The sequence below is a fragment of the Halorubrum sp. F4 genome (assembly GCF_027257195.1).
Classification (GTDB): Archaea; Halobacteriota; Halobacteria; order Halobacteriales; family Haloferacaceae; genus Halorubrum.
The window spans coordinates 469833-490901 of record NZ_JAPDFS010000001.1; the positions used below are offsets into that span (position 1 = coordinate 469833).

Annotated in this window: 26 protein-coding genes; all 26 read left to right on the forward strand. The window is 61.1% G+C overall.

What is annotated here, in order from left to right:
- Positions 1-38 precede the first annotated feature (38 nt).
- Positions 39-1454, forward strand: coding sequence for a hypothetical protein (locus tag OKW78_RS02405; protein ID WP_281193722.1), 1416 nt, complete (start codon positions 39-41; stop codon positions 1452-1454).
- Between the two features lie 6 nt (positions 1455-1460).
- Positions 1461-1694, forward strand: coding sequence for a hypothetical protein (locus tag OKW78_RS02410; RefSeq protein ID WP_200531616.1), 234 nt, complete (start codon positions 1461-1463; stop codon positions 1692-1694).
- A complete protein-coding gene (locus OKW78_RS02415) occupies positions 1691-2347 on the forward strand; it encodes a hypothetical protein (protein WP_200531617.1) in 657 nt (218 codons plus the stop codon). Before OKW78_RS02410 ends, OKW78_RS02415 begins: the two co-directional genes overlap by 4 nt.
- Before the next feature lie 15 nt (positions 2348-2362).
- Positions 2363-2815: a hypothetical protein gene (locus OKW78_RS02420; RefSeq protein ID WP_200531618.1), complete on the forward strand. Its 453-nt coding sequence runs from the start codon at positions 2363-2365 to the stop codon at positions 2813-2815.
- A 30-nt stretch (positions 2816-2845) separates the two neighbouring features.
- Complete coding sequence (locus OKW78_RS02425; protein WP_200531619.1) at positions 2846-3322, forward strand: hypothetical protein; 477 nt, start codon at positions 2846-2848, stop codon at positions 3320-3322.
- Between the two features lie 50 nt (positions 3323-3372).
- A complete protein-coding gene (locus tag OKW78_RS02430; RefSeq protein WP_281193723.1) occupies positions 3373-4341 on the forward strand; it encodes a hypothetical protein in 969 nt (322 codons plus the stop codon).
- An 11-nt stretch (positions 4342-4352) separates the two neighbouring features.
- Positions 4353-4754 carry a hypothetical protein gene (locus OKW78_RS02435; RefSeq protein ID WP_279529451.1) on the forward strand — a complete coding sequence of 134 codons (402 nt, stop codon included), beginning with the start codon at positions 4353-4355 and terminating at the stop codon, positions 4752-4754.
- Positions 4754-5116 (forward strand): hypothetical protein, encoded by a 363-nt coding sequence (locus tag OKW78_RS02440; RefSeq protein WP_200531622.1) that lies wholly within the window; start codon positions 4754-4756, stop codon positions 5114-5116. Before OKW78_RS02435 ends, OKW78_RS02440 begins: the two co-directional genes overlap by 1 nt.
- Before the next feature lie 18 nt (positions 5117-5134).
- The gene (locus OKW78_RS02445; protein WP_200531623.1) at positions 5135-7285 is read left to right on the forward strand and encodes a hypothetical protein; all 2151 of its coding nucleotides are present in this window, start codon (positions 5135-5137) and stop codon (positions 7283-7285) included.
- Positions 7282-7593, forward strand: a complete 312-nt coding sequence (locus tag OKW78_RS02450; RefSeq protein WP_281193724.1) for a hypothetical protein — start codon at positions 7282-7284, stop codon at positions 7591-7593. The genes OKW78_RS02445 and OKW78_RS02450 overlap by 4 nt, the downstream gene beginning before the upstream one ends.
- 229 nt (positions 7594-7822) lie before the next feature.
- A complete protein-coding gene (locus OKW78_RS02455) occupies positions 7823-8305 on the forward strand; it encodes a hypothetical protein (RefSeq protein ID WP_281193725.1) in 483 nt (160 codons plus the stop codon).
- A 98-nt stretch (positions 8306-8403) separates the two neighbouring features.
- Complete coding sequence (locus OKW78_RS02460; protein ID WP_281193726.1) at positions 8404-9627, forward strand: hypothetical protein; 1224 nt, start codon at positions 8404-8406, stop codon at positions 9625-9627.
- 49 nt (positions 9628-9676) lie between these two features.
- A complete protein-coding gene (locus OKW78_RS02465; protein WP_281193727.1) occupies positions 9677-10129 on the forward strand; it encodes a hypothetical protein in 453 nt (150 codons plus the stop codon).
- A gap of 40 nt (positions 10130-10169) precedes the next feature.
- Positions 10170-10673 carry a hypothetical protein gene (locus OKW78_RS02470; protein ID WP_281193728.1) on the forward strand — a complete coding sequence of 168 codons (504 nt, stop codon included), beginning with the start codon at positions 10170-10172 and terminating at the stop codon, positions 10671-10673.
- Complete coding sequence (locus OKW78_RS02475; protein ID WP_200531629.1) at positions 10660-10887, forward strand: hypothetical protein; 228 nt, start codon at positions 10660-10662, stop codon at positions 10885-10887. The genes OKW78_RS02470 and OKW78_RS02475 overlap by 14 nt, the downstream gene beginning before the upstream one ends.
- Positions 10888-10896: 9 nt before the next feature.
- Complete coding sequence (locus OKW78_RS02480; protein ID WP_281193729.1) at positions 10897-12864, forward strand: hypothetical protein; 1968 nt, start codon at positions 10897-10899, stop codon at positions 12862-12864.
- The gene (locus tag OKW78_RS02485) at positions 12865-13347 is read left to right on the forward strand and encodes a hypothetical protein (protein ID WP_200531631.1); all 483 of its coding nucleotides are present in this window, start codon (positions 12865-12867) and stop codon (positions 13345-13347) included. It abuts the gene before it with no gap.
- Positions 13347-14723: a hypothetical protein gene (locus OKW78_RS02490; protein ID WP_200531632.1), complete on the forward strand. Its 1377-nt coding sequence runs from the start codon at positions 13347-13349 to the stop codon at positions 14721-14723. Before OKW78_RS02485 ends, OKW78_RS02490 begins: the two co-directional genes overlap by 1 nt.
- Before the next feature lie 23 nt (positions 14724-14746).
- Positions 14747-15196: a hypothetical protein gene (locus OKW78_RS02495; protein WP_200531633.1), complete on the forward strand. Its 450-nt coding sequence runs from the start codon at positions 14747-14749 to the stop codon at positions 15194-15196.
- On the forward strand, positions 15197-15556 hold the full coding sequence (locus tag OKW78_RS02500) for a hypothetical protein (RefSeq protein WP_200531634.1): 360 nt from the start codon (positions 15197-15199) through the stop codon (positions 15554-15556).
- 183 nt (positions 15557-15739) lie between these two features.
- On the forward strand, positions 15740-16060 hold the full coding sequence (locus OKW78_RS02505; protein WP_281193730.1) for a hypothetical protein: 321 nt from the start codon (positions 15740-15742) through the stop codon (positions 16058-16060).
- Positions 16061-17290, forward strand: coding sequence for a baseplate J/gp47 family protein (locus tag OKW78_RS02510; protein WP_281193731.1), 1230 nt, complete (start codon positions 16061-16063; stop codon positions 17288-17290). It begins immediately after the preceding gene.
- Positions 17291-17293: 3 nt separating this feature from the next.
- Positions 17294-17938: a hypothetical protein gene (locus OKW78_RS02515; RefSeq protein ID WP_281193732.1), complete on the forward strand. Its 645-nt coding sequence runs from the start codon at positions 17294-17296 to the stop codon at positions 17936-17938.
- Positions 17939-19528, forward strand: coding sequence for a hypothetical protein (locus OKW78_RS02520; protein WP_281193733.1), 1590 nt, complete (start codon positions 17939-17941; stop codon positions 19526-19528). It begins immediately after the preceding gene.
- Positions 19529-19532: 4 nt separating this feature from the next.
- Positions 19533-20579, forward strand: a complete 1047-nt coding sequence (locus tag OKW78_RS02525; RefSeq protein WP_281193734.1) for a hypothetical protein — start codon at positions 19533-19535, stop codon at positions 20577-20579.
- The gene (locus OKW78_RS02530; protein ID WP_281193735.1) at positions 20579-20956 is read left to right on the forward strand and encodes a hypothetical protein; all 378 of its coding nucleotides are present in this window, start codon (positions 20579-20581) and stop codon (positions 20954-20956) included. The genes OKW78_RS02525 and OKW78_RS02530 overlap by 1 nt, the downstream gene beginning before the upstream one ends.
- The last annotated feature ends 113 nt before the right edge of the window (positions 20957-21069 follow it).

A 21069-nucleotide genomic window follows, 5' to 3' on the forward strand; every position in this document is an offset into this window, starting at 1 on the left:
CGATGGGAAACGTTAAAGACGAAATTCTCCGCCGAGCGATGGCTGGCGAACTCGACGGCGTAAGCCGCGAGCAGGCCACGTTCGCACTCGACTCCTCCAAGGCCGTCATCAAGCAACGGCAGGGGTCGGGAAGCGAACCAAGGCCGAGCGAGCCGCCGACGGAGAAGATTCAGGAATACCGCCTCGTGGCGGATACTGACCCTCACATCAAGGAGGGCGTCGAGACGTTCGTGGACTATCTCATCGGGTCTGGTTGGAACATCGAGCCTTTCAACGTCATCGGCGTGGACGAAGGCCAAACCGACGACGACGGCGAGGTGTCCGACCTACGACTTCTGTTCGCAATGTCCCCGACGTGGGAGGACGCCTACGATATGTGGGTGAAGCACGCTCTCATCGACGGGACGGCCTTTATGGAACTCGTTGTCGAGAACGACGTGTTCCGTCCGAAAGTCCTCCCGACGGAGATGGTCTCTATCCAGACCGACGAGTTCGGGAAGGAGACCGGGTACGTCCTTGAGACAGAGGACGGCGATGAAATCGAGTTCGAGCCGTATGACCTCGCCGTACTCCGGTTCCACCGGCACCCCGGCGAGGACTTCGGGCGCTCGCTCATCGAGGCGTGTGAAGAGCAGGCCGATATGCTCCGCGATATGGAGATTGATATGGCCCGCTTCATCGCCACGAAGGCCTACCCTCCGATTCTGTGGCAACTCGGGAGCGAAGAGCGCCCGTGGACGCAGACGCAAATCGACACTTGGCTCAACACGATTCAGGATATCGAGCCGGAGTCGATGTTGGCGGTCGGCCACGACGTTGACCACTCGGTTGTCGGGGTCACTTCGACCTCGTCCGACCAAGGGGCGATGAAACTGGAAGGCACCTTCCAGCATCTCCTGAAGCGCATCTACACGGCGCTCGGCCTTCCCGCCTTCCTCGGGAATATTGATTCCGAAGGTGGCCGGAACGAGGCCGTCGCCCTGATGCCGAAGTTCGACCGCCGCATCCAGCGGTACAGGTCGAAGATTCGGGACGCCGTTCGGCACCAGATTTTCGTCTCCATCCTCGCTGGTGACAGCGAGCCGGGTGAGGCGGGAGTCCTGCCCCCGGAGTTCGAGTTCGGCCAGCACTCCAGCGAGGAGGAGCGGCTGGACGCCGATATGGCAATCAAACTGGTCAACAATGGTCTACTCTCTCGTGAAGCCGCCGCCAAGCGCGTAGGCATCGACCCTGAAACGGAAATGCCCCAAGACGGGGAACTGGACGAACACATCCGTATCATCCAAGAGTTGGCTGGTAAGGGCGACGACGTTCAGAATCCCGACGGCGGGCGTCCCTCTGATACAGGCGGTGGTACGCGGTCGAGCGGCGAAGAAGTCAAGACTCGACAGAACCCCGAACGTGATTCTTCCGGCGGGAACTCCCGCCCACAGGAGGATATCTCGAACGACTGATGTATTATGGACGACCGCGAGCGTGACGAAATCCTGTGGCGGCTCGATGAGCGGACGGAACGGATGGACGCTCGCGTAGAACGAATCGACAACCGGCAATCCGAGAACGCCGAGGCAATCGAAGACCTCGACACTCGGGTAACCCGGAACACGACCGTTCTCGCGGGAATCACGTTCGGCCTTTCCTCCCTTCTCGCCGCCGTCATCGGGAAATTCAACGCACTATTTCACCTAAAATGAGTACCGCACAAGACGCCCAGCCGGACGACGAAGCCGGGTTCGGGCTGAACATCTCGTTCAGCGCCCCCGAGGTCATCGTCCGCGACGAAGACGGCTTCAACGAATACGGCGTCCGAGAACACGACGACGGCTCAATCGACGTTATCTTTGCGGCGATGGAGCCGGGCGAGCGCAAGGGCATCGAAGTGACCGAGGCGTTCCTGCGGCGTGTGGCCTCCCACCAGTACGGAGACCGCCTTCCGCTCCAGTTCGACCACTCCCGCTCACAGCGGGCGAACGTCGGCTGGATTGACCCCTCGAACATCAAGTTCAGCGATGGGTTCCTGAAGGTGATGGCTCACATCCCGAACACGGGGAGCCAAATCCGCACGGACACCATCAAGGACTTCACCCACGACCCACCCGCAATCTCGGACGGCTCCGTTGGGTTCGACTTCCGTTCCATCAAGGTCGAGAAGTCGAACGACCCCGACGAGTCGCCCCAGTTCAAGGACGCTCGGCTTCAGGAGTTCTCCCTGACGCCGTTCCCGGCAGGCTACGACAACGGCGGCCTGTCACCGCAATTCAGCCAGTCAGTAGACGACTTTATGACCCCCGCTAAGCCCGACTGGGGAGAGAGTTGTCTGCTTGCTCGGCCCTACCGAATCGAATAATCTCTCTACACTACTATGCACGAGTTCTCACTCACCAAGGATATCGAGGAGATGGACGCAGGCGAACTTCGCTCCACCCTTGACGAATTTATGGAGAAGCACGGCGAGAACGTCGAGGCCTACGCGGGCCTTGAGGACGACCTCGCGGAATACAGCGAGCAGGTCGAGGCCCTTGAGGGCGACCTTGAGACGGCCCAGACCTACTTCGCTGAGAAAGCCGCTGACTACACCCACCTCGAAGCGGAGGTAATCGTCGAGCGGTTCTCGCTCGCGGAGACCATCGAGATGGCTGGCGAGGCCGAGGAGGCCGAGTTCAGCGAGCCGGAGGCCCCCGAAGAGGAGGCCGAGGCCGACGAGGAGACCCGCTTCTCGGAGCGCCCGGAGAAGGGCCGCGTCCCCAGCGACGCCGACAAGAGCGCCTTCTCGGAGCAGGCTGAGGACGACGTTTCCCGCCTGCTCGGACTGTAAGCAGACTTCTAACTCTCACTCTCTCTACCAATGGTTCACGCACGTATTGCTACTGGTGCAGAACAGCCCATCAACCGCGATGGCGGTCTCGCGCAGGCCGTTGTCGAAGAGGCCGACCTCGTTGGCCTCAACGCGGACGGCGACGTTGTCAAGGCCGACGCGGACTCCGCTTCTGCGGTCTCCGCTGTCGGTATCGCCGCCGCGCCTACTGACGACCTCTCGAACTATGCGACCGCTCCCGACACCGTTCGCTCGGTTGTCGAGAGCGAGCGCAGTCTCGTTGGCCGCGACCGCATCGCGTTCATCAACCACGGCGTTATCGTGGAGAACGCGGACGAGGACTGGGGCTTCACCCCCGGTGAGCCGGTCTTCCTCGCGGTCGGCGGCGGCTACACGCAGGACGAGCCTGCGGACGCTTCCGGCGAACTCCGGCAGGTCGTCGGTGTCGCTATCGAGGACGGCAACGCGCTGTTCCTGAACATCAACTACGACTACACGGTTGCCTAATCCGGCCCGCGCAGTCTCTCAATCTCTCTACACTTTCGAGGTATTCTACAATGGTTAACCCCTCCCGCAAGCGCGAACTGACCACCAAGGACGACGTTCCCCTCTCCGACCTTCTCGGCTACGGTCTCGAACTCATCGAGACCTACAAGGAGGCCCCGCGCTCGTTCCTTGCGAACTTCACTCAGGAGGTTTCCAGCCGCACGTTCCTCACCCGCACGGGTGATATGACGTGGCAGGAAGCCGCCGAGATGGAACACGCTCGCACCGGCACCCTGTCGAGCGAGCAGATGGCCTTCTCGGTCAAGTCCTACGAGCGTTCCCTCGGCTACTCCCGCGAGTTCATTGAGGACAACCCCTCCGAGATTCTCCGAGCGGAGTTTCAGGAACTCGTCAAGGGCGCGGACACCAAGGAGTTCGAGGTTCTCTTCGAGGTTCTGAAGAACGGTGTCGCGGACGGCACCGAACTCTGGTACACGCCCCAGCCCTACGCCGGGCAGACGTTCACGAACACCCACGACCACGTCCACGAGGACACCGCATCGCTGTTCGGTGACACGTCGGCGCACACGGTCGCCCAGCACATCCGGGCGGCCAACAAAGACCTCCGCGAACACGGCTACCGCCCGCAGGTCGCCCTCGTCTCTCACGAGGTCGCTGGCGAGATGGTCGGTGAGCGCAAGGACGGTATGAACTACCACATCCCCGAGGCCGAGGGGCTTCGTGAGGGTGCGCTCCCCGAGACCACGCTGGTCGAGGACGGCGTTCGCTTCGTCCAGACGGCGTGGCTCAACGGCGACGAGGAGATGGACGTGTTCGTTATCTCCGAGGGCCAGCCCATCAAGACGAACTACGTCCGCCCCGTCGAACTGACGGACAACACGGGCGCTCCCATCGGCGGTTCCGGTGGCTCCTTCGGTGACCCCGCCGCTCTGCTCGGTGCCTACGGCTCGATGCGCTTCGGCGCGAAGATGGCCGACCCGCTCTCGGCTGTCAAGTTCACCATCGACAACCTCGCCTGAACGGGTCATAGATGGCCGTTAACGACGAGACTCTGATGGCGGAAGTCCGTGTTCTAACTGACTACGACGCGGGCCTCATCGCTGACGGCGACCTCCTTTCGCTTATCGAGATAGCCAAGTCGGAACTCGCCGCTGAGACCGGGGACGACAACCTCGACTTCTACGGCGGGAACCTCGACGCCGAACGGGCGCTCTTCTGGTTGACGTGCCTCTTTCTGAAGGCCAAGACCGGAGAGATTGACGCCCCGAACTTCTCGATTTCCGAACTGCAAGTCCGCCATCAGGCGATGGACGAGCAGGCCGGGTTCTGGTTGAACAGCCTCTCCCGGCGGCTCGACGCTCTACGTGGAACGGGCCTTATCGGCCACGTCCAAATCGAGCGGGCTGACCGCACCTACCAATTCGATAACTGATGATTCTCCCCGCCCAGCGCCGACAAGCCCGGCTCGCCATCCACAGGCTCGGGGCTTCCTGCACGATTCAGGAACCCGGCGATGGCACCGTGAACGGCTACGGCAAGAAGGACGGGTCGGAATCGTGGTCGGGAGTGGCGACCGAGAAGGTCGTCCGCACCTACACCCGGAGTTCTGCCCCCTCACAGGCCCGAGTCTCTGGGGGCCGCTACCGCACCGAGTCGCCGCTCCTCGTTTTCCGCGACGACACGGCGGTAGAAGAGGGCTTCCGCGTTTCGTTCCCCGACGGTCGGGTGTACGAAGTGGACGCCCTCACCCCGTATCCGTCTCACTTCGAGGCGACGACGACCGTGGTTGAATAACCCCTCTCCTCTCTCCTTATGGGCAAGATAGGCTTCCAAATCAGCGTTGACGATAATGGTGTCCCCAAGGATATCAAGAAGTCGATAGAACGCGGTGTTCGGAAGGCCACTAAACGGCTTGCCAAGCGGATTCAAGAAGAGGCTGAGGCGGAGATTCGACGCAAGGAAGCGTCGGACTCCTACGGTATCTGGGAAGGCGACCTCGTCGGCGGCTTCAAAACGGCCCGGAAGGGCGACTCTCTCCGGGTCTACAACGACGACGAGGCCGCTGGCCCGATGGAATACGGCGTTGACCCCGGCGCGTTCGGCGCTCGGGGGCCGCCGATTCGGAACCTCCTGCCGTGGGTTCGAGAACACTTCCCGACCGATTCATCCTTCGACCCGTGGGGGATTGGTGGCGGGGAGAACTTCGACACCGACCGGCTCTGGTCACCCGAGCGCGACGGGAGCGACACGGGGGCCACCAGCGGCTCCAGACAGCGATTCACACTCCCCGAGGGTAATCGTACCCAGACGAGTGAGGACGCTGTCTCGGCACAATCTGGGGCCTCTGGTGGCACCACGCGGCGAGGTGTCGAGGATATCAAACCCGGCGACTCCTACTACGCCCGACAAGGGCGCTTGTGGGAGTACGGCGAGGTTGACTCCCTCCGCGACGGCGGCTTCGAGGACACACTCGGACGGCGGTTCGCGGACGCCGAGTTCGTTGAGTACGCCCCGGACGACCTCGACCCCGACGACCCCGACCTCTCTGGGTTGACGAAGGGCGATACCCTCCGGTGGGAGTTCGACGGAGACGCCTACGAGGGCGTTGTCACCGACCCTAACCCGGACGACACCTACACCGAAGTCCAATACGACGGGCTTCCGCACTTTATTCAGCGGGAACTTGTCACCGACTTCGACGCCGCGACCCTCCCGAGTTGGGTTCCCGGCTCGTGGTTCCAGATTCCCGACGACGAGCCGTGGGATTTGGACTTGGTCTACTACGGCCAAGAAGTGGCCTTGTGGGACGTAAACAACGCGGAGTACCTGAAGGCCTACGTTCGGGACTTCAATCCCCAGAACATCGAGGTCGATTTTGCTGATTACAGCGGCGGCACTCGGGTTCACCTCGACAACCGACGCGAGTACCGACTCGTCGCCGGGCAACGCTGGGGTGACCTGACACGGGCCGAGCAGATGCAGACGCTCGAAGACTACTGGGACGCCCAGATTACGTCTCGGGCTACGCTCGACGCGGCCCGGCTCGACTTCGTGAAAGACCACTTGTTCGGGACGCTGTTCCCCCGATTCAAGAACACGGTCGCCCTGAAACGGACGCTCCATATGCTGAACAAGGTCGAACCGGCGACCCAGCCGAGCGGCCCCGCGTTCCGTATGGGGGCTATCAGTCCCCGGAACAACGGCATCTGGAACTTCAACGTCCTCAAGAAGCAGGATTACGACGACGAGAACGACCGTCGCCGGAAAATCCTGAAACAGCAGAGCCGGGACACGCAGGAGAACTTGGATAAGTACCTGCTCGGCCCCTACGAGGACACCATCAACCACGAGTTCTCCCACGCGGTCGTCCACGCTCACCGCTACGAGATGGGCGCGGACTCACAGGGACTTCCCCAGAAGACCCACGCGGGTATCACGGAGGTTCGATGGGCCGACGACGGCACGGAACTGGAGAACGGCCCGGTCAGCCACGCGAAGCATATGATGTTCCGCAAGGCCGACGAGAACGGGCCTGCTCTCGGGTTCACGCGCTGGAACCAGTATTCGTACAACAACGCCCTCGGCCTGCTACTTCCCGGTATGGACGACCCCGGCTGGGAGTCTGATGAAGCAGGAACGCTCGACCGTCTGGTTGAAACCGTTAACCGGGCGTGGTGGAAGCAGTCTATCTGGGGACAGGACGAATACTGGAACAACGGCAACAAGCCCAGCGAGCGCCACTTACGGTTCCTCGAACGGGACTACTCAGCGTACTACTCCCACGAGACCATCGCTACGTTCTCCCAGATGATGATGGCCGAAGACCCGACGGACTACGACTACCTCAACCGGCTCGAAGTCCTCGATGAACACTATCCGTGGCTCCTCGAAGAGTGGCTTAAGCATTTTGAGCCGCAAGGGGACGTAGCGGACAAACTCGAAGAACTCGGGTACGACGTATGACGTGGAAACTCTACCTCTACGACGAAGCCGGTGACACCATCGGGACGGCGAATCACTTTGAGTCGTCGTTCTCGGTGGATATGGATGCCCCCAGAGCGGAGGCCCTTCGTGATGCTCTCGCGGAGCGCCCCGAACTGGAGGGCAACGTCGGCCCGGTTGGCGGCTGGGAGTCCGAAGACGGCCTCGCCTACCCCGTCTGGGGTGAGGAGGCCGCCGATATCGAAGACCCGGAAGTGGCCCTCGACAGGGTCGGCTCCGAGGTCGTCTCGGCGGGTCTTGCGGACTCCTACGAACTGATTGACGAGTAACCCCCCTTCCCCGTTTCTCGATGAGTGTTGACCTCGACAAGTGGCATCCAACCCACGTCTATCTCGCGTTCTGGTTACAGGACAAAATCAAGCGAGAGGGACTGGAGGGGATTCACTATATGGAACACGCCCAGCGGTGGGCGGAACGCAATGCCGACGACGAGACGGCGGATTCTATCTCTAAAGAACTCAGACGACTGTGAACGAACAAGAGGCCATCCAGCAATTCTTGGCCGCCCTCGACTCGGCGCTTCCCGCCGAAGTGGGCGTCCGTACTGCTGGTGGCGACGGCGACGCGAAGCCGCCTTATGTGGTTGTCCGCTGGCGCTCTGAACGTCTCCCTGACGAAAACGGCGCGAACCCGTTTGCTGATTTCACCCGCGACTCCCAGACCGGCACCGCGACCGGACGGGAGTTCCACCAGTATTTCGAGTTCACCGCCGATTGCGTTGTCCGCGTCTACGACGAGGGCGACCGAGATGTGTACCTCGACCAGATAGACGACGCCTTCCTGCCGTATGAGTACGACAGTTCGGCTTTCCACGACGACACCGCCGAGTGGCGGGTCGGTGGGAGCGAGCCGCGCTCGAACCCCGTGGTCGAGCCGGACTGGTACGAGGGCGGGAAGGTGGTTCGGTTCAAGTACGTCAAGCGGGTGACGCAGGCGGCGGACGCGCTGGGGACTACCCAGCGCAACATCGACGCGGAGTAGCCCCCTTCTGGGCGCTCTGCTCCCCTCTCAAATAGACTTCTCTCTACTCTACAATGGTTCAGATTGGCAATTCTACCCTGCCCGGAGTCTCGACTTCGGTGGAATCGGCTACCAGCGCGGGTATCAACGTTGGTGCTTCCGCCCAGATTAGTCTGGTCGGGCAGGCAGACCTGACGAGCGGTACTGCTTCGGTCAACACGGTGTATGCGGTGCGGACGCCCGTGAAGGCCCGCGAACTTTTCGGCTCCGGCTCCCCGCTGGCTGACAACTGCGTGGACGCGCTCACCGAGGGCGCGTACCCCGTCTACGCTGTCGCCGCTGAGGGCACGGAGGTCGTTGACGAGGATGTTGGTTCGGAGACCGGCACCCTCACCAACACCCCGGTCTCGGAGGACGCCGACGAGGTGACCTTCGAGGTTGACGGCTCGGCACAGGAGACCGTCGTGGTCTTCTCCGACCCGTCCTCGGTCTCGCTGGACGCGGGACAGACCGCGTACAACCCCGTTACCGGGGACTACGCACACGACGTGGCCCCGACCAGCGGGAACGCGACGTACTCCCACTACGACTACACCTCGGCAATCTCGACGGTCGAGGAGGAGCGGTCGGAGGTCATCGACTTCATCGGCGTGCTGTCGGAGGGCGTCGCTGACGAGGCCCACGACGCGACTCTGCGGATGGAGCAGAGTGGCTACTTCGCGGTCGCGGTCGCTGGTGCGGCCACTCACATCCCCGACCCGAGCGCCTACGACAACCCCCACGACTCCTCGCGCATCCAGTTGCTCTACCCGAGCCGGAACACGGAGGGGCAGTCCATCATCGGGGCCTACCTCGGCCTTCGGGCCGCGCTGGGCATCAACAACAGCCCGATGTTCAAGCGGCTCTCGACGCAGAACGCGCTCTCGGAGACGCTGGCGAAGGACGAGCAGGAGTCGCTTATCCTGAAGAAAGTTGTTCCCGTTGCAAACGACTCTCGTGGCGCTCGCATCGTTGAAGACCTGACCTGCGTGGCGGACGACAATATGGACGAAGACGCGATGCGGCAGGTGCTTCACCGGCTCATCGTGGACTACGTGACGGAGATTACCAACGAGGTCTCCGAGAAGTTCATCGGTGAACTACACACGCAGGCGGCCCGGAACGCTCTTCGCTCTTCGATTGTCTCCCGTCTCGGCGGTCTGATGGATATGAACGCCATCACCGCCTTCGTCGTCACCGTCCAGCCGGTGGACGCGATGACGGCGTCCGTGGACGTGGGCGTGGACACCATCGACCCGCTCCGCAACATCAACGCGACGGTCACGGCTGGGGCAGTCGCTTAAGCCCCCTTCTGCGGCTCTCGCTCGCTGACTACTCTCTCACTCTCTTAAAATGGTTTCTCGCAAGGAAAGCGCCGCCGACATTACCGTGTCGGTTGGCGAGGACTTCCCCGAAGTCGTTGTTGAATCGCTGTCCGTCACGAAGAACGTCGATATCGAGACTATCTATGGGTCGGGTCAGACCCTCCCCGATGGCTACGCCATCAATCAGGTCTCGTATGAAGGCTCTATGTCCTGCAAGGGCAACCGGCAGGACTTGGACGCCGCCTTCTTCGATGAAAACGGTATCCCGCGTGTTCTCGGCTCTATCACTATCACCCACCTCGACGGTGGGGAGACGGCCTTCTACGATATCCTCGTGACGAGCGAGGGCTACGAGGTCAACTCCGGTGAGACGGTTGAGACCTCCTACGAGTTCATCGCTATGAGCAAGTCCATCGGTGGTGAGAAGGACACCGACCCGACGGACGTTGCCGAGGACGGGGATACGGAAGCCTCGGCCTGAATCGACCCCAGAACACCCCTTCTAATTTACAAGACTACCTATGAGCGAATCTGACAAGCCCGTTAGCAAGTTGTTCGAGATGTGCGTTCGCGGTGACTCCTACCGCGAAGACTACGACTTCGAGATGTTCGGTGAGGACGTTACTGCTGTTCTCCGCCCGATGAAGGACGAGGAGTTCCTGCCGATTGCGGCGTTCCTGAAGGCCCACCTCGATATGGACGAGGAAGAGGCCATCGACGCCGTCGAGGCCGCCAAGGAGGAGGCCGAAGAGGCCGGTGAAGACTCCATCGACATTTCCCAGATGGACGCCGAGTTCGTCGTCGCTATGCAGAAGGCGGCGGTGAACGCTCTCGTCGGTTCCTACGACGGGGACGGCGACTTCATCGAACACGACCGCGACGAGGCCGAGAAGATGGTCTCGATGATGGTCGGTGGCTACTCGGTCGAACTCGGCGGGAAGGCGCTCGAAATTGCGGGTGATGTGCGCGACGCGACCAAGTTTCGTGGAAGCCGGGGCGGCCAGCGGCGTCGTGGCGCTGAGTAGCGAACTCGGCATCCCACTCGCTCGAACACAGGCCGACCTGACCCCCTTCCAGCGGATGGTTCTCCTGAAAGAAATGGAGCGCCAGCACTCGGAAGCGCAGGAGCAGGAAGGCGCTGGGCAGGTCAACACCGGCCCGGTGAATCAGATGAAGGCTCCGCACGGCGGCGGTCGCGGTGAAACGGTAGTCTACACGAACGAACACAAAGACGACTGACAGTTCTAAATGGCAAGTTCAGACCCGGTAGAGGTTGCTGTCGAGATTCTTGACCAATTCTCTGACGACCTCAAGAAACTCGAAAAGCAACTCGACCGAATTGACGGAAAGCGGCTGTCGGTCAAACTCGACATTGACGACGACGGAGATATCGAGAAGACGAAGGCGCTCCTCGAAGCCCTCGAAGAGAACCTAAAAACCGTCCTCGATATCGAGGTCAGCGGCGAAAAGGAAGCGGCGGCCATCAAGAAGGCCCTCGCCAAGAACGAGACCGCGACCATCACGTACCTCACCAAAGGGGGCGACGCTCCCGGCGGTGGCGGTGGTGGCGGTGGTGGGGGCGGCGACGAAGGCGGCGGGGGTTCCCGCCGACGTGGAGGCCGAATCGAAGTCACCCGAGCCGTCAACGACCTAATCGACGGTCAACTCAAGCGGCTCTCCCTTAGCGGCGACCCCTCGTGGTACGACGACTTCACGATTGGGCGGGAAGGCCACATCTTCGGCGGTGACGGTCGGCCCCTCGACCTGACGACGCCCGAGACCGAGTTTATGCGGCGCATCCAGCGTGGGACGAACGTGGCGACCGGCACCGGGCCTGACGTTCCCCACGGCCCGATGCCCGACCGGCCCGGCCTGACGCGCTCACAACTCGATAAGAGTATGAAGTGGTCTCGCCGCCGGAATATGGTCGGCAACCTCGGTCGGAACGTCGGTCGGCGTGCCCGCCGGTTCGGGTGGGCGGCCAAGCGCGAGGGCAAGTTCTTCGGCGGTCTCGCCAAGGACGGCCTCGGTAAGATTCCTGAAATGGATATGGTCGGGGGCATCGGTCAGAAGTTGGCCGCAATGCGCCCGACGATGTACCGCTGGATGAACCTCATTGCGCTCATCATCCCGATGGTGATTGCCCTCGCCGGGGCGGCTCTCGGCGCGGCGGCGGCCATCGGTGGTCTCGCGGTTGCCGGAGCCGGTCTCATCGGCGTCGGCCTGCTCGGGTACGGCGACTCTCTTGAGGAGTCGATGAAGAACCTCGGCATCCGCGCCAAGCAACTCAAGGAAGACCTCTATGGGGTCTTCCAGCCGGTTGCTCAGTCCTTCAATCCGATTACCGAGCGATTCCTTGACCACATCCCGACGGCGCTTGGCCCCATCGCGGACTCGATGAAGGGCCTGACCGCGTTCGAGGACACCATCTTCCGCTCCCTCTACGGCGCGGCGAACTGGGTCTCCGAACTGGTTGACGCCATCGTGGAACTTCAGGAACCCATCGAACGGGTTACTCTGCTCGTGGGCGGCGCTCTTGGAGACGCCTTTATCGACCTCTTCCGGTGGTCTATCAAGGAGGTTGACGATAACTGGGGCGCGTTCAGCGACCTGACGACAATCTTCATCGACCTCATCGTTGTCCTCTACAACGTCTCGAAGGCGGCCTCGTTCATCATCACGGTGTTCAGGCCGGTCTTCGACCTCTTCGCGTGGTTCAGCGGGTTCCTGAACAACGAGTTCATCCTCGGCCTGCTCCGGCTGATTGCGACATACTACCTGCTCCGTGTGGCTATCGTGGCCGCCGGGCGGGCGTGGACGTGGTTCATCGGCCTCCAGTTCGTCTCGTGGGCGAAGGCGCTCATCGCGGGCGTGTTCGCGTCCATCAAGGCAATCTGGGCGTGGGTCACCGCTGTCAACGGCGCGAAGTTGGCGTGGCGTGCCTTCCTCGCCTCGACGGGGCTGGGCCTGCTCCTTGTGGGCGGCTCCCTCCTCGCTGAAGGCGCGGTTCGGGGCATCAGTAATGTCGGCTCGACCGGCTCGGCTCCCTCTGTCGGCGGCGGCAGTCCCTACGGTATGGGGGCTGGCGGCGGTGGAGGCGGAACGCAAATCAACATCTACGGGAACGTCGGCAACTCCGAGTACCAGAAACTCGCAGACGAGTTCCCGTCGCTCTACCGCGAGGAGAAAATCGTGGACGAGGAGACCCAGAAGTAAATGTACGTCAATCCGTATTCGTTTGGGAGCGGTGGCGGCGGCGGCAGGCCGGTTTCAAACGGACAAGACACCTTCTTCGTTTACGGCTCTGGTGTCACGTTCGCGCCGACCTACGTTCCGACGCGAATCTCGGTGTCGAAAGAACGCAACCTCAACCGGGAGGATAACTTCTGTGGCACCGAGGACGTGTCCGACCTCGGCTCGAAGAACCGGGAGGTACACATCTCTGGGTTGGTTCGAGAGTCGGAACTCGATTCGTTCGGAAACCTCCTCGATACTAACTTCCCGATGCGCGTTATCGCGCCGGGGTGGAGCGGTGAGATTCGTGTTATGGACGGGGATTTTGAAGGCCCACGGGCGTTCGACCCCCAGAACCGCGAATCTCTCTACAAGTATAGCCTGAACGTCCTCTCGACGGGCGCTAATGAAGCGCAGAAGCCCGATAACGAGGATGGAGTTATCAGCGACGGACACGACCACTAATGACCTGCTCACAAGGCGGGGCCGAAATCCACTTTCTTGAGTCTGGGCTGGCGTTCGAGGCCTTCGACCTCTCTACGGAGTCGGAGAAGACCCGTTACAGCCACGCTCGGGTGACGGTCTCGGAAGAGGCCGGGAAGTTGATGGCCCAGAAGGCCAAGGACGCTGAGCCGGTCGAGGTTCGGATTGCGGACACGGTTCAGAACCGCTACCTGTACCCGGAAGAGTCCTTAGAGATTCACCGGGACAACGGGCGGTTCCGGCTGTATGACGCTCGGAAGATTCTCGAACGCGGTGTCATCACGGAACACTTCGAGGAGGTGAAAGTCGAGGACGTTACCGACTTCATCTTCGAGAACCGCGACGACCCCCACAACGTCTTGACCGGCATCCGCGCCGTGAACAACTCCCTTCTCGAACAGGAGAAGCAGGACGCCGAAGAGGACATAGTCGAAGCCATCCACGGCTCCGGGGCCGACGCGGCCCGAAGCGGCTGGAAGGGCGCAGTCAACGACGCCCTCGGTCTCGCGGCGGACTTCCTCGGTCGAGCCGGGAAGACACAGGGGATGCCCCATAACACGTACAAGGGGCTGGAGTTCGATGATATCTCCCCGAATCAGGCCCTCAAGATGGTCGAAAACGAGTTCGGCTTCACCTCGTGGGTAGACAACGAGGGGATTCTCTGGTTGGGCCTCCCGGCGATGAAGCCCAGCAACCGGCACGCCGTAAGCGGTCTTCCGACCGACAAGGCGTACTGTATGAAGGAGTATAACGTCGTGAAGGGCGCTCACCCGGTCTCGGTCGTTAAGGTGAACGGCGAGACCCTTTGGTTCGGAGGTAACTTCGATGGGAACGTCTGGAACGGCGGTGACCCCTCGGACGAACTCTACCCGATGGCCGAAGCGTGGGTGGAAGACGAGAACGGTGACGTAGCAGGCGGGAAGGTCATCACGACCGACGAGCCGCTGAAAATCTGGGACTTGGACTCGATTGAGGACGCGGCCCGGAATATGCTCATTTCGGCGTCCGTGGACTACCGGAACGGCAGTATCATCTTCAACGGGATGGCTTCAGAGCAGAAGGAGAAGTTGGCCGCGATGACAGTCGGTGACATAATTATGGTCGCTGACTACGTCGAGGGCCATTGTAACCAAGCCGCCGACGGCGGTTCCTTCATCGTTTCGAGCATCCAGCACAAGTTCTCGCCCCGGCGCGGCTGGAGTGTGACGGTCGAGGTCGGCTCGATTCCCCGGAACATCCAGACGATGGCGGTCTACTACAACGCCAGCGACGATGTGGGCTACAAGACGCTCAAGGCCTACAAGCAAGACCGCGCCGGGTACGGCGACGGCGTGCGGAACGACGGTGATAACGTATGACAAAATTTGGACGAGTATCTTCTGTGTTCATCGGTGAGGCCAGCGGTCGCGTCCTCGTGGACGTAGTGACCGGGCCGAACCGGGAGCCGCGAAAGATGCCGTTCCTGACGTTCCAGAAGGAGGCTTACTCAGTCCCCGAAGAGGGCGATACGGTACAAGTCTCCGAAGTCGGCGGCGAGCGGGTGGCCCACTCCCCCGTTAACACGCCGCCGGTCGAGTTCCCAACTGACCTCTCAGAAGGGGACTTCTGCTTCAAGTTCAACGAGGGAACCGAACTCCACTTCTCGAAACAGGAGGACGGCACCGTGAACGTCGAGTTGTCTTGTGACGGAACGTTGAGTGTGACCGGCTCGGGTGGCTTCGAGTTAGTTGACGGCGACGGCTACGGAATCGTGACCGAAGGCGGCGGCGTCTTCAACTGGCACCACGAGGACGTGGACTTCAAAACCGGGCCAAAGCCCTCGGAGGAATAGATGGAACCGCTCGCACTAATCGGAGCGTCCGTTGAAGCCGGGGGACACCCCGGCGCGTGTTCCGCGACCGTAAGCGGTGTTCTGGACGGTGACTCGACGGTGAAGGTGAACGGCACCCCCATCGGCGTCGAGCAGGACGCGAGCCTTGAGTTCGGTTCTCACGGACACGACGTTGACGACGAGGGGGCCTGTATCGCCTACTCGTCTCACTCTATTCAGCAAGAAAGCGTCTCTTCCACCGTTTCCGTAGATGGGAAAGCCGCTTACCTCGCTGTCTCGGGAGCCGCTACCGACCCCGGTTCGGGTGGCTCCGTTGACTACACCTCGTCCGGTGGGAACGACTCGGTTCACTCCAACTAACGACCCAAACAGAGTAGAGAGAGTCCTGTCTGGGGAGTCGAGGTTCCCGCAGGTTTGGGTAAAACCGAATTGGTCGTTTGTATAGTCGCTATGACCGTTCTTCCGCCCTACCTTCGGTAGCCACGCACATAAGCATCACGTATAGTCTGGTTTAGGAATATAATGGAAACGCATTAGCATACAATGGACATTGGACTCGATTCTAATTTCGATATCTCACTCGACCACCGCAACGACCTACCGATGGTCGAAGGCCGGGCAGAGTTCGAGCAACGGCTCGCAATCCGGCTCACGTCGTACTACACCGAACTCATCGGTGAGAACGCCGACCTGAACATCTCGGCGCTCCTCCGGCTTGAGGCTCGCCGTGTGGCCGAAGAAGACGACGGCATCGACTCGGTACAAAACATCATCATCTCCCCTGACCCGGACGCACCGAACACGGTCGAGATTCGGGTAATCTACGCGACCGGCGAGGATTTCCTCACTACTCTCTCTGAATAAATGACAATCAACGACGAAGGCTCGTTCGACCCCGACACCAAAGAGGTCATCCTCGAAGCGATGATGGCCGACGCCAAGACCCGGTTCGGGGAAGACCTCAACGACAGTCAGTATGCGGCCATCCGCTTTTACTACGACCCGATTGCTGAACGCCTCGCGGAAGCCCAGATTGACCTCGCGGGCATCCTCGACGCCTCCCAGATTGCGAACGCCAGCGGGGCGGCTCTGGATAAGGTCGTGGAGCAGGTCGGTGTCAGCAGGAAGCCCGCCCAGCGAGCGACCGGACAGGCCCGCTTCCACCGCGAGAGCGCGGCCAGCACGGACTACACCATCCCGGTCGAGACGGTCGTTCAGACCGGCGGCTACGAACCCATTGAGTTCGAGACGACCGTTCAGGCGACGCTTCCCGCCGGACAGACCACGGTTGACGTGAACATACAGGCGCTCGAAGGCGGCTCGGACTCGAACCTCGGGCCGAACACCATCTCTCGTCTGAAAACGCCCGTGACCGGCATCCACGGCGTCTCGAACCCCTCCGAGACCGACGGTGGCAAGAACCGAGAGACCGACCCGGAACTCCGCGAGCGGGCGAAGACGGAACTGGGCGAGGGGAGCCGGGCGTCGGCCCCCGCGCTCATCCGTGGCCTCAAGCGGGTTTCCGGCGTCAAGTCCGTCTCCATCTTCATCAACGACACCCCGGAGACCGACGCTGAGGGCCGCGACTCGAACGCCTTTGAGTTGGTCGTGGAGGGCGGCGACGAGCAGGATATCGCTGACCAGATTCTCGAACTCAAGGCTGCCGGAGACGGCACCGTTGGCGGCATCGCCGGGACGGCCAAGACGGGCGCGGCGGCGCTCCCGAACGGACAGACACACCCGGTCTCGTGGAGTGAGCCGACCCAGCGGCAGGTCTACGTCGATATGACCATCACGACGACCGAGGAGTACGAGGGTGACACCGCCGTTCGTGACTCCATCGTTCGGTACGTCGGTGGTATGCGGTCGTCGGGGACGCTCACTTCGGGCGACCTCAGCGGTGGCGACGACGTGCTGGCTGGCGAGATTGAGTTCGCCATCCGGCAGGTTCCCGGCGTCTATGACGTGACCGACCTGAAACTGGGTCTCACAGAGAATCCGACCGGAACCGACAACGTCGAGATTAGTGGACAGGAGGTCGCCACGGCTGACGCCCTCGACGGCTCGCTGACCATCACGCGGAACCCCCTCTAAACTATGTCTAACGAGTATCTCACTATCGAGGAATTGACAACGGCCCTTCCGGCGTTTATGCCGAAGGACGAGTCCTCGGGGAACTATGACCTGCTGTGGGCCGCCGCCGAGGCCATCGACCGGCTCGACGCCGATATCGAGACCGTCGATAAGGCGATGACGCTTCAGGATGCGGAGAAGGCCTCTTCCATAAATCGGATTGCCGACGTGGTCGGGGCTTCCCGCCGCGATGGAGAGAGCCTTGAGAAGTACCGTGCGCGGGTTCTGATGGAGTTTCAGGCCCTCACCGCAGAGGGCACTATCAGCGATATCTTTATATTGCTCTCCAGCATCCTGAGGGGGGACGTAGACGAACTCTGGTATCAGGACTGGAGATACCTCTACGACGAACCCTCGACTGTCGCTTTCCTCGTTCCCTCACACCGGGTCGAAGACTCTGTTCTCGACCCCGCTGACCTGCCGCTGATAGCCGATAAACTGAATCCCGCCGGGAAGAACGTCGAGATTCAGTATAACGGCTCTTTCCGGCCTGTGTCTGTTGAAGAGTACGAGAGTGGGCAGACTGACCCCAGTAGGGGATTCGGAACGCTCGATGAAAATGGCGACCCCGCCGACTCCGGCGGCACCTTCGGAGGACTGATTCAATAAATGGCATACGAGACACTTCTAAAGTCGTGGGGAGACCCCGGCGTTGAGTGGAAGGACGGCTGGGCCTTCGCTAAGGACGAGCCGCTTCCCGCCGAGTGGGCGAACTTCCTGTTCGACAATCTCATCAAAGACGTAACGCACACCATCGACCACCTGAACACCCTTGACCCGGAGGCGGATGGGACGGTGGTGAACGCGGACAAGGTAGACGGACTTCACGCCGAACAACTGGGAGGCTTCAAGTTCGCCACGGTTGACACCCCGGAAAACCTCACGGAAGCGGTTTCGTGGTACAAGACCTCCACGGGCGTCCTCTACATCTCCGACGGAGAGAAGTTCGACGCCCACCCCGAAATCGGGTATCAGGAGACAGAGACATTCTCGGAAGAGGGCTTCTCGGTCACTCACGATACCGTCCCCCGTACGGAGTTGGTCGGTGGTAATATCAAACTGATTGACGAGGTTTCGGTAGCCCAGTTTGGGAGTGGCGTTGCCCCGGATGTGGCTGAGTGGTCGTGGGACAGCATTACGAACCTCACCACGTCTGGTAGCCGACTTGCGTTCGACGCTAACGGCTCCGATATCACGCGGTCGCTCGTTCGGGAAGCCCCCATCCGGCAGGACGTGGGCCTCGATATCGAACTGGGCCGCGACACGGGGAACATCAACGACAGCACCGGCTTCCGGCTGACCGATAACAGCGGGAACCGCGTCGCCGTCGTTGAGTACGCCGACGGTGCTGGTAACGTCACCGTGAACGGAGAAGAGGTCTTCGCGTCGTGGGATGCTGGAGTCACCTACCAGTACCGGCTGAACATCGACTGGGACGCTGGGATAGTCGAAGCGGTCGTTGACGGAATCTCGCTCGGCTCGTTCCCGTTTATGGACGCCGCTACGGAGGTCACGAACATCGAGTTCTTCAACAACCTCGGCTCCTCGAATGACCCCCGAACGACCTACTACGACAACGTCTTCGAGGGTGCGCGGATGTACGGTGAGGCCATCATCTCGTGGCCCGAACCGGACAACCGGATTGTGGACTGGGATATGCTTCTCTACGACCACACCACCAACGGCGAGACCGTTATCGTGGACGTGCTGGACGAGAGCGGCAACGTTCTGGTTGCGGACATTGACGACCACGGAGACCTTTCGGCGGCAGTTCCCTCCGACGTGAACCTCGACGTTCGGGTTCGTCTCGGTCGGGACTCCGAGAACAACCAGCCTACGTTCGACTCCGTGTACCGTCGCTGGACGATGCGGGCAGGTGACACCGGCAAGAGTCCCCAAGAGTGGGACGAACACAACGCCTACATCGAGACTCGGTTCAGTAACGCCTACACCGACCTCGTGGAGCGTTCTGGTGACACGATGACGGGGCCGCTCACGCTCGGTGAAGACCTGACAGCCACCGATGGCGAAACGATTTGGGACGAGACCGCAAGCCACGTCCCACAAGAGCGCGTCGAGCAGGGCCACGGCTCCGGCCTCGACTCGGATACCCTCGACGGAAAGCAGTTAGAGAAAATCGAGAAAGAAGCCCAGCAGAAGCGGTTTATGCACGGTCTTCTCCAGAGCAGGAACAACTAATCTAATGCCTATTAACTACGGAAGCGGAGAACTCGGTAACGCCACCATTTCCTCGAATCAGACCGTCAACGCGGTTCGAGAGTATGAAAATCTGACCATCGACTCCGGCACGACGGTCACAATCCCCAGCGGGGGTGTCTTACAGGTCGCGGATACGCTCACTCTCAACGGCACAATCACGGTAGACTACCGCATTGGGTCGTCTGGTAATGGTGGAGTCCCCGGCGGTGACGCTGGAGGTGCTGGTGTTATTATGGCCCGGAACATCACCGGCTCAGGAGCAATCCGAGCAGATGGTGAAAACGGGAGTAACGGCTCGAACGCCACGAGTAACAACGCGAACGCGAACTCCGGGCTTCCACCGACAATTCCCGGTAAGTCAGACAACCTCATCACGACCGGCTCGAACGGCGGCGGTAGAGCCAACAACAGCAACGGTGGGGGTGGCTCGAACTCCTCAGTAACCGTGATGGACAGAGATATGGTCAACATTTGGCTCGACCAATGGGCTATCCCGGCGGCCCACGTTTCTTCGTTCCCTGCGGCGAAGATTCTCACAGGAGGCGGCGGTGGTGGTGGTTACGGTGGAAACGGCAGTAACGGGAACAACCGTTACAGCGGTGGTGGCGGCGGCGGCGGTGCTGGTGGTTCCTCTGCTGGCCGTGGTGGGAACGGTGGAAGCGGTGGGAACGCGAGTAACAGTAACAACGTCTCCCAGAACTCCGGGCAGTCCGGTGGCGGTGGTGGTGGCGCTGGTGGTGTTCTTATCCTCATCACGGACTCTGTTCCGAGCAACATCAACACGAACGCAATTGGTGGTGCTGGTGGAAGTGGAGCGAACGCGAACGCCAACAACGACGGGCCGGGTGGCGGTGGTGGCGGCGGTGGCGGCGGTATCGTCATTGCAATCACACCCGGTGATGTTCCCTCCTACAACGTTTCAGGTGGTTCTGTTGGTTCCTCCGGCAACGGTGGATACGGAAACGCCAACTCCGGCAACGCCGGGACGGATGGTATCTTCAAGCACATCCCCGCTGAGGTGATTCAGTAATGCACACTCGCACAGTTCTCCTCGTCCCGCCGGGATATGATGGCCCCGTTGACTCGGCTGTTGACGTGGTTCGAGAAGACGAAACAGTTGAACGGCCCGGCGTTATCCAAGAGCGCGTTCCCGACGAGGGGGATACTTCCGTTGACCGCGCTATGGTAACTGACCAGCGGAAGGAAGATATCGCCTTGGCAATCGACCAGTATGAGTCCGAGACCGCCAAGGACGTGCCCGACCCACAGGTTCAAATTGCGGCCCTTGAACGTGTGGTGTCGTTTATGTGGGACGTTATCTCGGGCGAAGACGTAGGCGCGGCGCTTCTTGCTGAACAGGAGAAGACCGCTACCGACAACGCATCGACGGACGACACCTCGGCCTGAAAAGGCCACTTCTGCCGTTTTCTGATGGTAAAATTTCTACTCGATAGTGACGACGATTGGATTGAGACTGTTCGCCGGGTACTGTATCCCCGGCTCCACCCGTTTCTCGTTCC

Excerpts from the sequence above, each read along its gene's own strand:
- OKW78_RS02405 (WP_281193722.1), top strand. The coding sequence starts at position 39 with ATGGCTGGCGAACTCGACGGCGTAAGCCGCGAGCAGGCCACGTTCGCA.
- OKW78_RS02410 (WP_200531616.1), top strand. The coding sequence starts at position 1,461 with ATGGACGACCGCGAGCGTGACGAAATCCTGTGGCGGCTCGATGAGCGG.
- OKW78_RS02415 (WP_200531617.1), top strand. The coding sequence starts at position 1,691 with ATGAGTACCGCACAAGACGCCCAGCCGGACGACGAAGCCGGGTTCGGG.
- OKW78_RS02420 (WP_200531618.1), top strand. The coding sequence starts at position 2,363 with ATGCACGAGTTCTCACTCACCAAGGATATCGAGGAGATGGACGCAGGC.
- OKW78_RS02425 (WP_200531619.1), top strand. The coding sequence starts at position 2,846 with ATGGTTCACGCACGTATTGCTACTGGTGCAGAACAGCCCATCAACCGC.
- OKW78_RS02430 (WP_281193723.1), top strand. The coding sequence starts at position 3,373 with ATGGTTAACCCCTCCCGCAAGCGCGAACTGACCACCAAGGACGACGTT.
- OKW78_RS02435 (WP_279529451.1), top strand. The coding sequence starts at position 4,353 with ATGGCCGTTAACGACGAGACTCTGATGGCGGAAGTCCGTGTTCTAACT.
- OKW78_RS02440 (WP_200531622.1), top strand. The coding sequence starts at position 4,754 with ATGATTCTCCCCGCCCAGCGCCGACAAGCCCGGCTCGCCATCCACAGG.
- OKW78_RS02445 (WP_200531623.1), top strand. The coding sequence starts at position 5,135 with ATGGGCAAGATAGGCTTCCAAATCAGCGTTGACGATAATGGTGTCCCC.
- OKW78_RS02450 (WP_281193724.1), top strand. The coding sequence starts at position 7,282 with ATGACGTGGAAACTCTACCTCTACGACGAAGCCGGTGACACCATCGGG.
- OKW78_RS02465 (WP_281193727.1), top strand. The coding sequence starts at position 9,677 with ATGGTTTCTCGCAAGGAAAGCGCCGCCGACATTACCGTGTCGGTTGGC.
- OKW78_RS02470 (WP_281193728.1), top strand. The coding sequence starts at position 10,170 with ATGAGCGAATCTGACAAGCCCGTTAGCAAGTTGTTCGAGATGTGCGTT.
- OKW78_RS02480 (WP_281193729.1), top strand. The coding sequence starts at position 10,897 with ATGGCAAGTTCAGACCCGGTAGAGGTTGCTGTCGAGATTCTTGACCAA.
- OKW78_RS02485 (WP_200531631.1), top strand. The coding sequence starts at position 12,865 with ATGTACGTCAATCCGTATTCGTTTGGGAGCGGTGGCGGCGGCGGCAGG.
- OKW78_RS02490 (WP_200531632.1), top strand. The coding sequence starts at position 13,347 with ATGACCTGCTCACAAGGCGGGGCCGAAATCCACTTTCTTGAGTCTGGG.
- OKW78_RS02500 (WP_200531634.1), top strand. The coding sequence starts at position 15,197 with ATGGAACCGCTCGCACTAATCGGAGCGTCCGTTGAAGCCGGGGGACAC.
- OKW78_RS02505 (WP_281193730.1), top strand. The coding sequence starts at position 15,740 with ATGGACATTGGACTCGATTCTAATTTCGATATCTCACTCGACCACCGC.
- OKW78_RS02510 (WP_281193731.1), top strand. The coding sequence starts at position 16,061 with ATGACAATCAACGACGAAGGCTCGTTCGACCCCGACACCAAAGAGGTC.
- OKW78_RS02515 (WP_281193732.1), top strand. The coding sequence starts at position 17,294 with ATGTCTAACGAGTATCTCACTATCGAGGAATTGACAACGGCCCTTCCG.
- OKW78_RS02520 (WP_281193733.1), top strand. The coding sequence starts at position 17,939 with ATGGCATACGAGACACTTCTAAAGTCGTGGGGAGACCCCGGCGTTGAG.
- OKW78_RS02525 (WP_281193734.1), top strand. The coding sequence starts at position 19,533 with ATGCCTATTAACTACGGAAGCGGAGAACTCGGTAACGCCACCATTTCC.
- OKW78_RS02530 (WP_281193735.1), top strand. The coding sequence starts at position 20,579 with ATGCACACTCGCACAGTTCTCCTCGTCCCGCCGGGATATGATGGCCCC.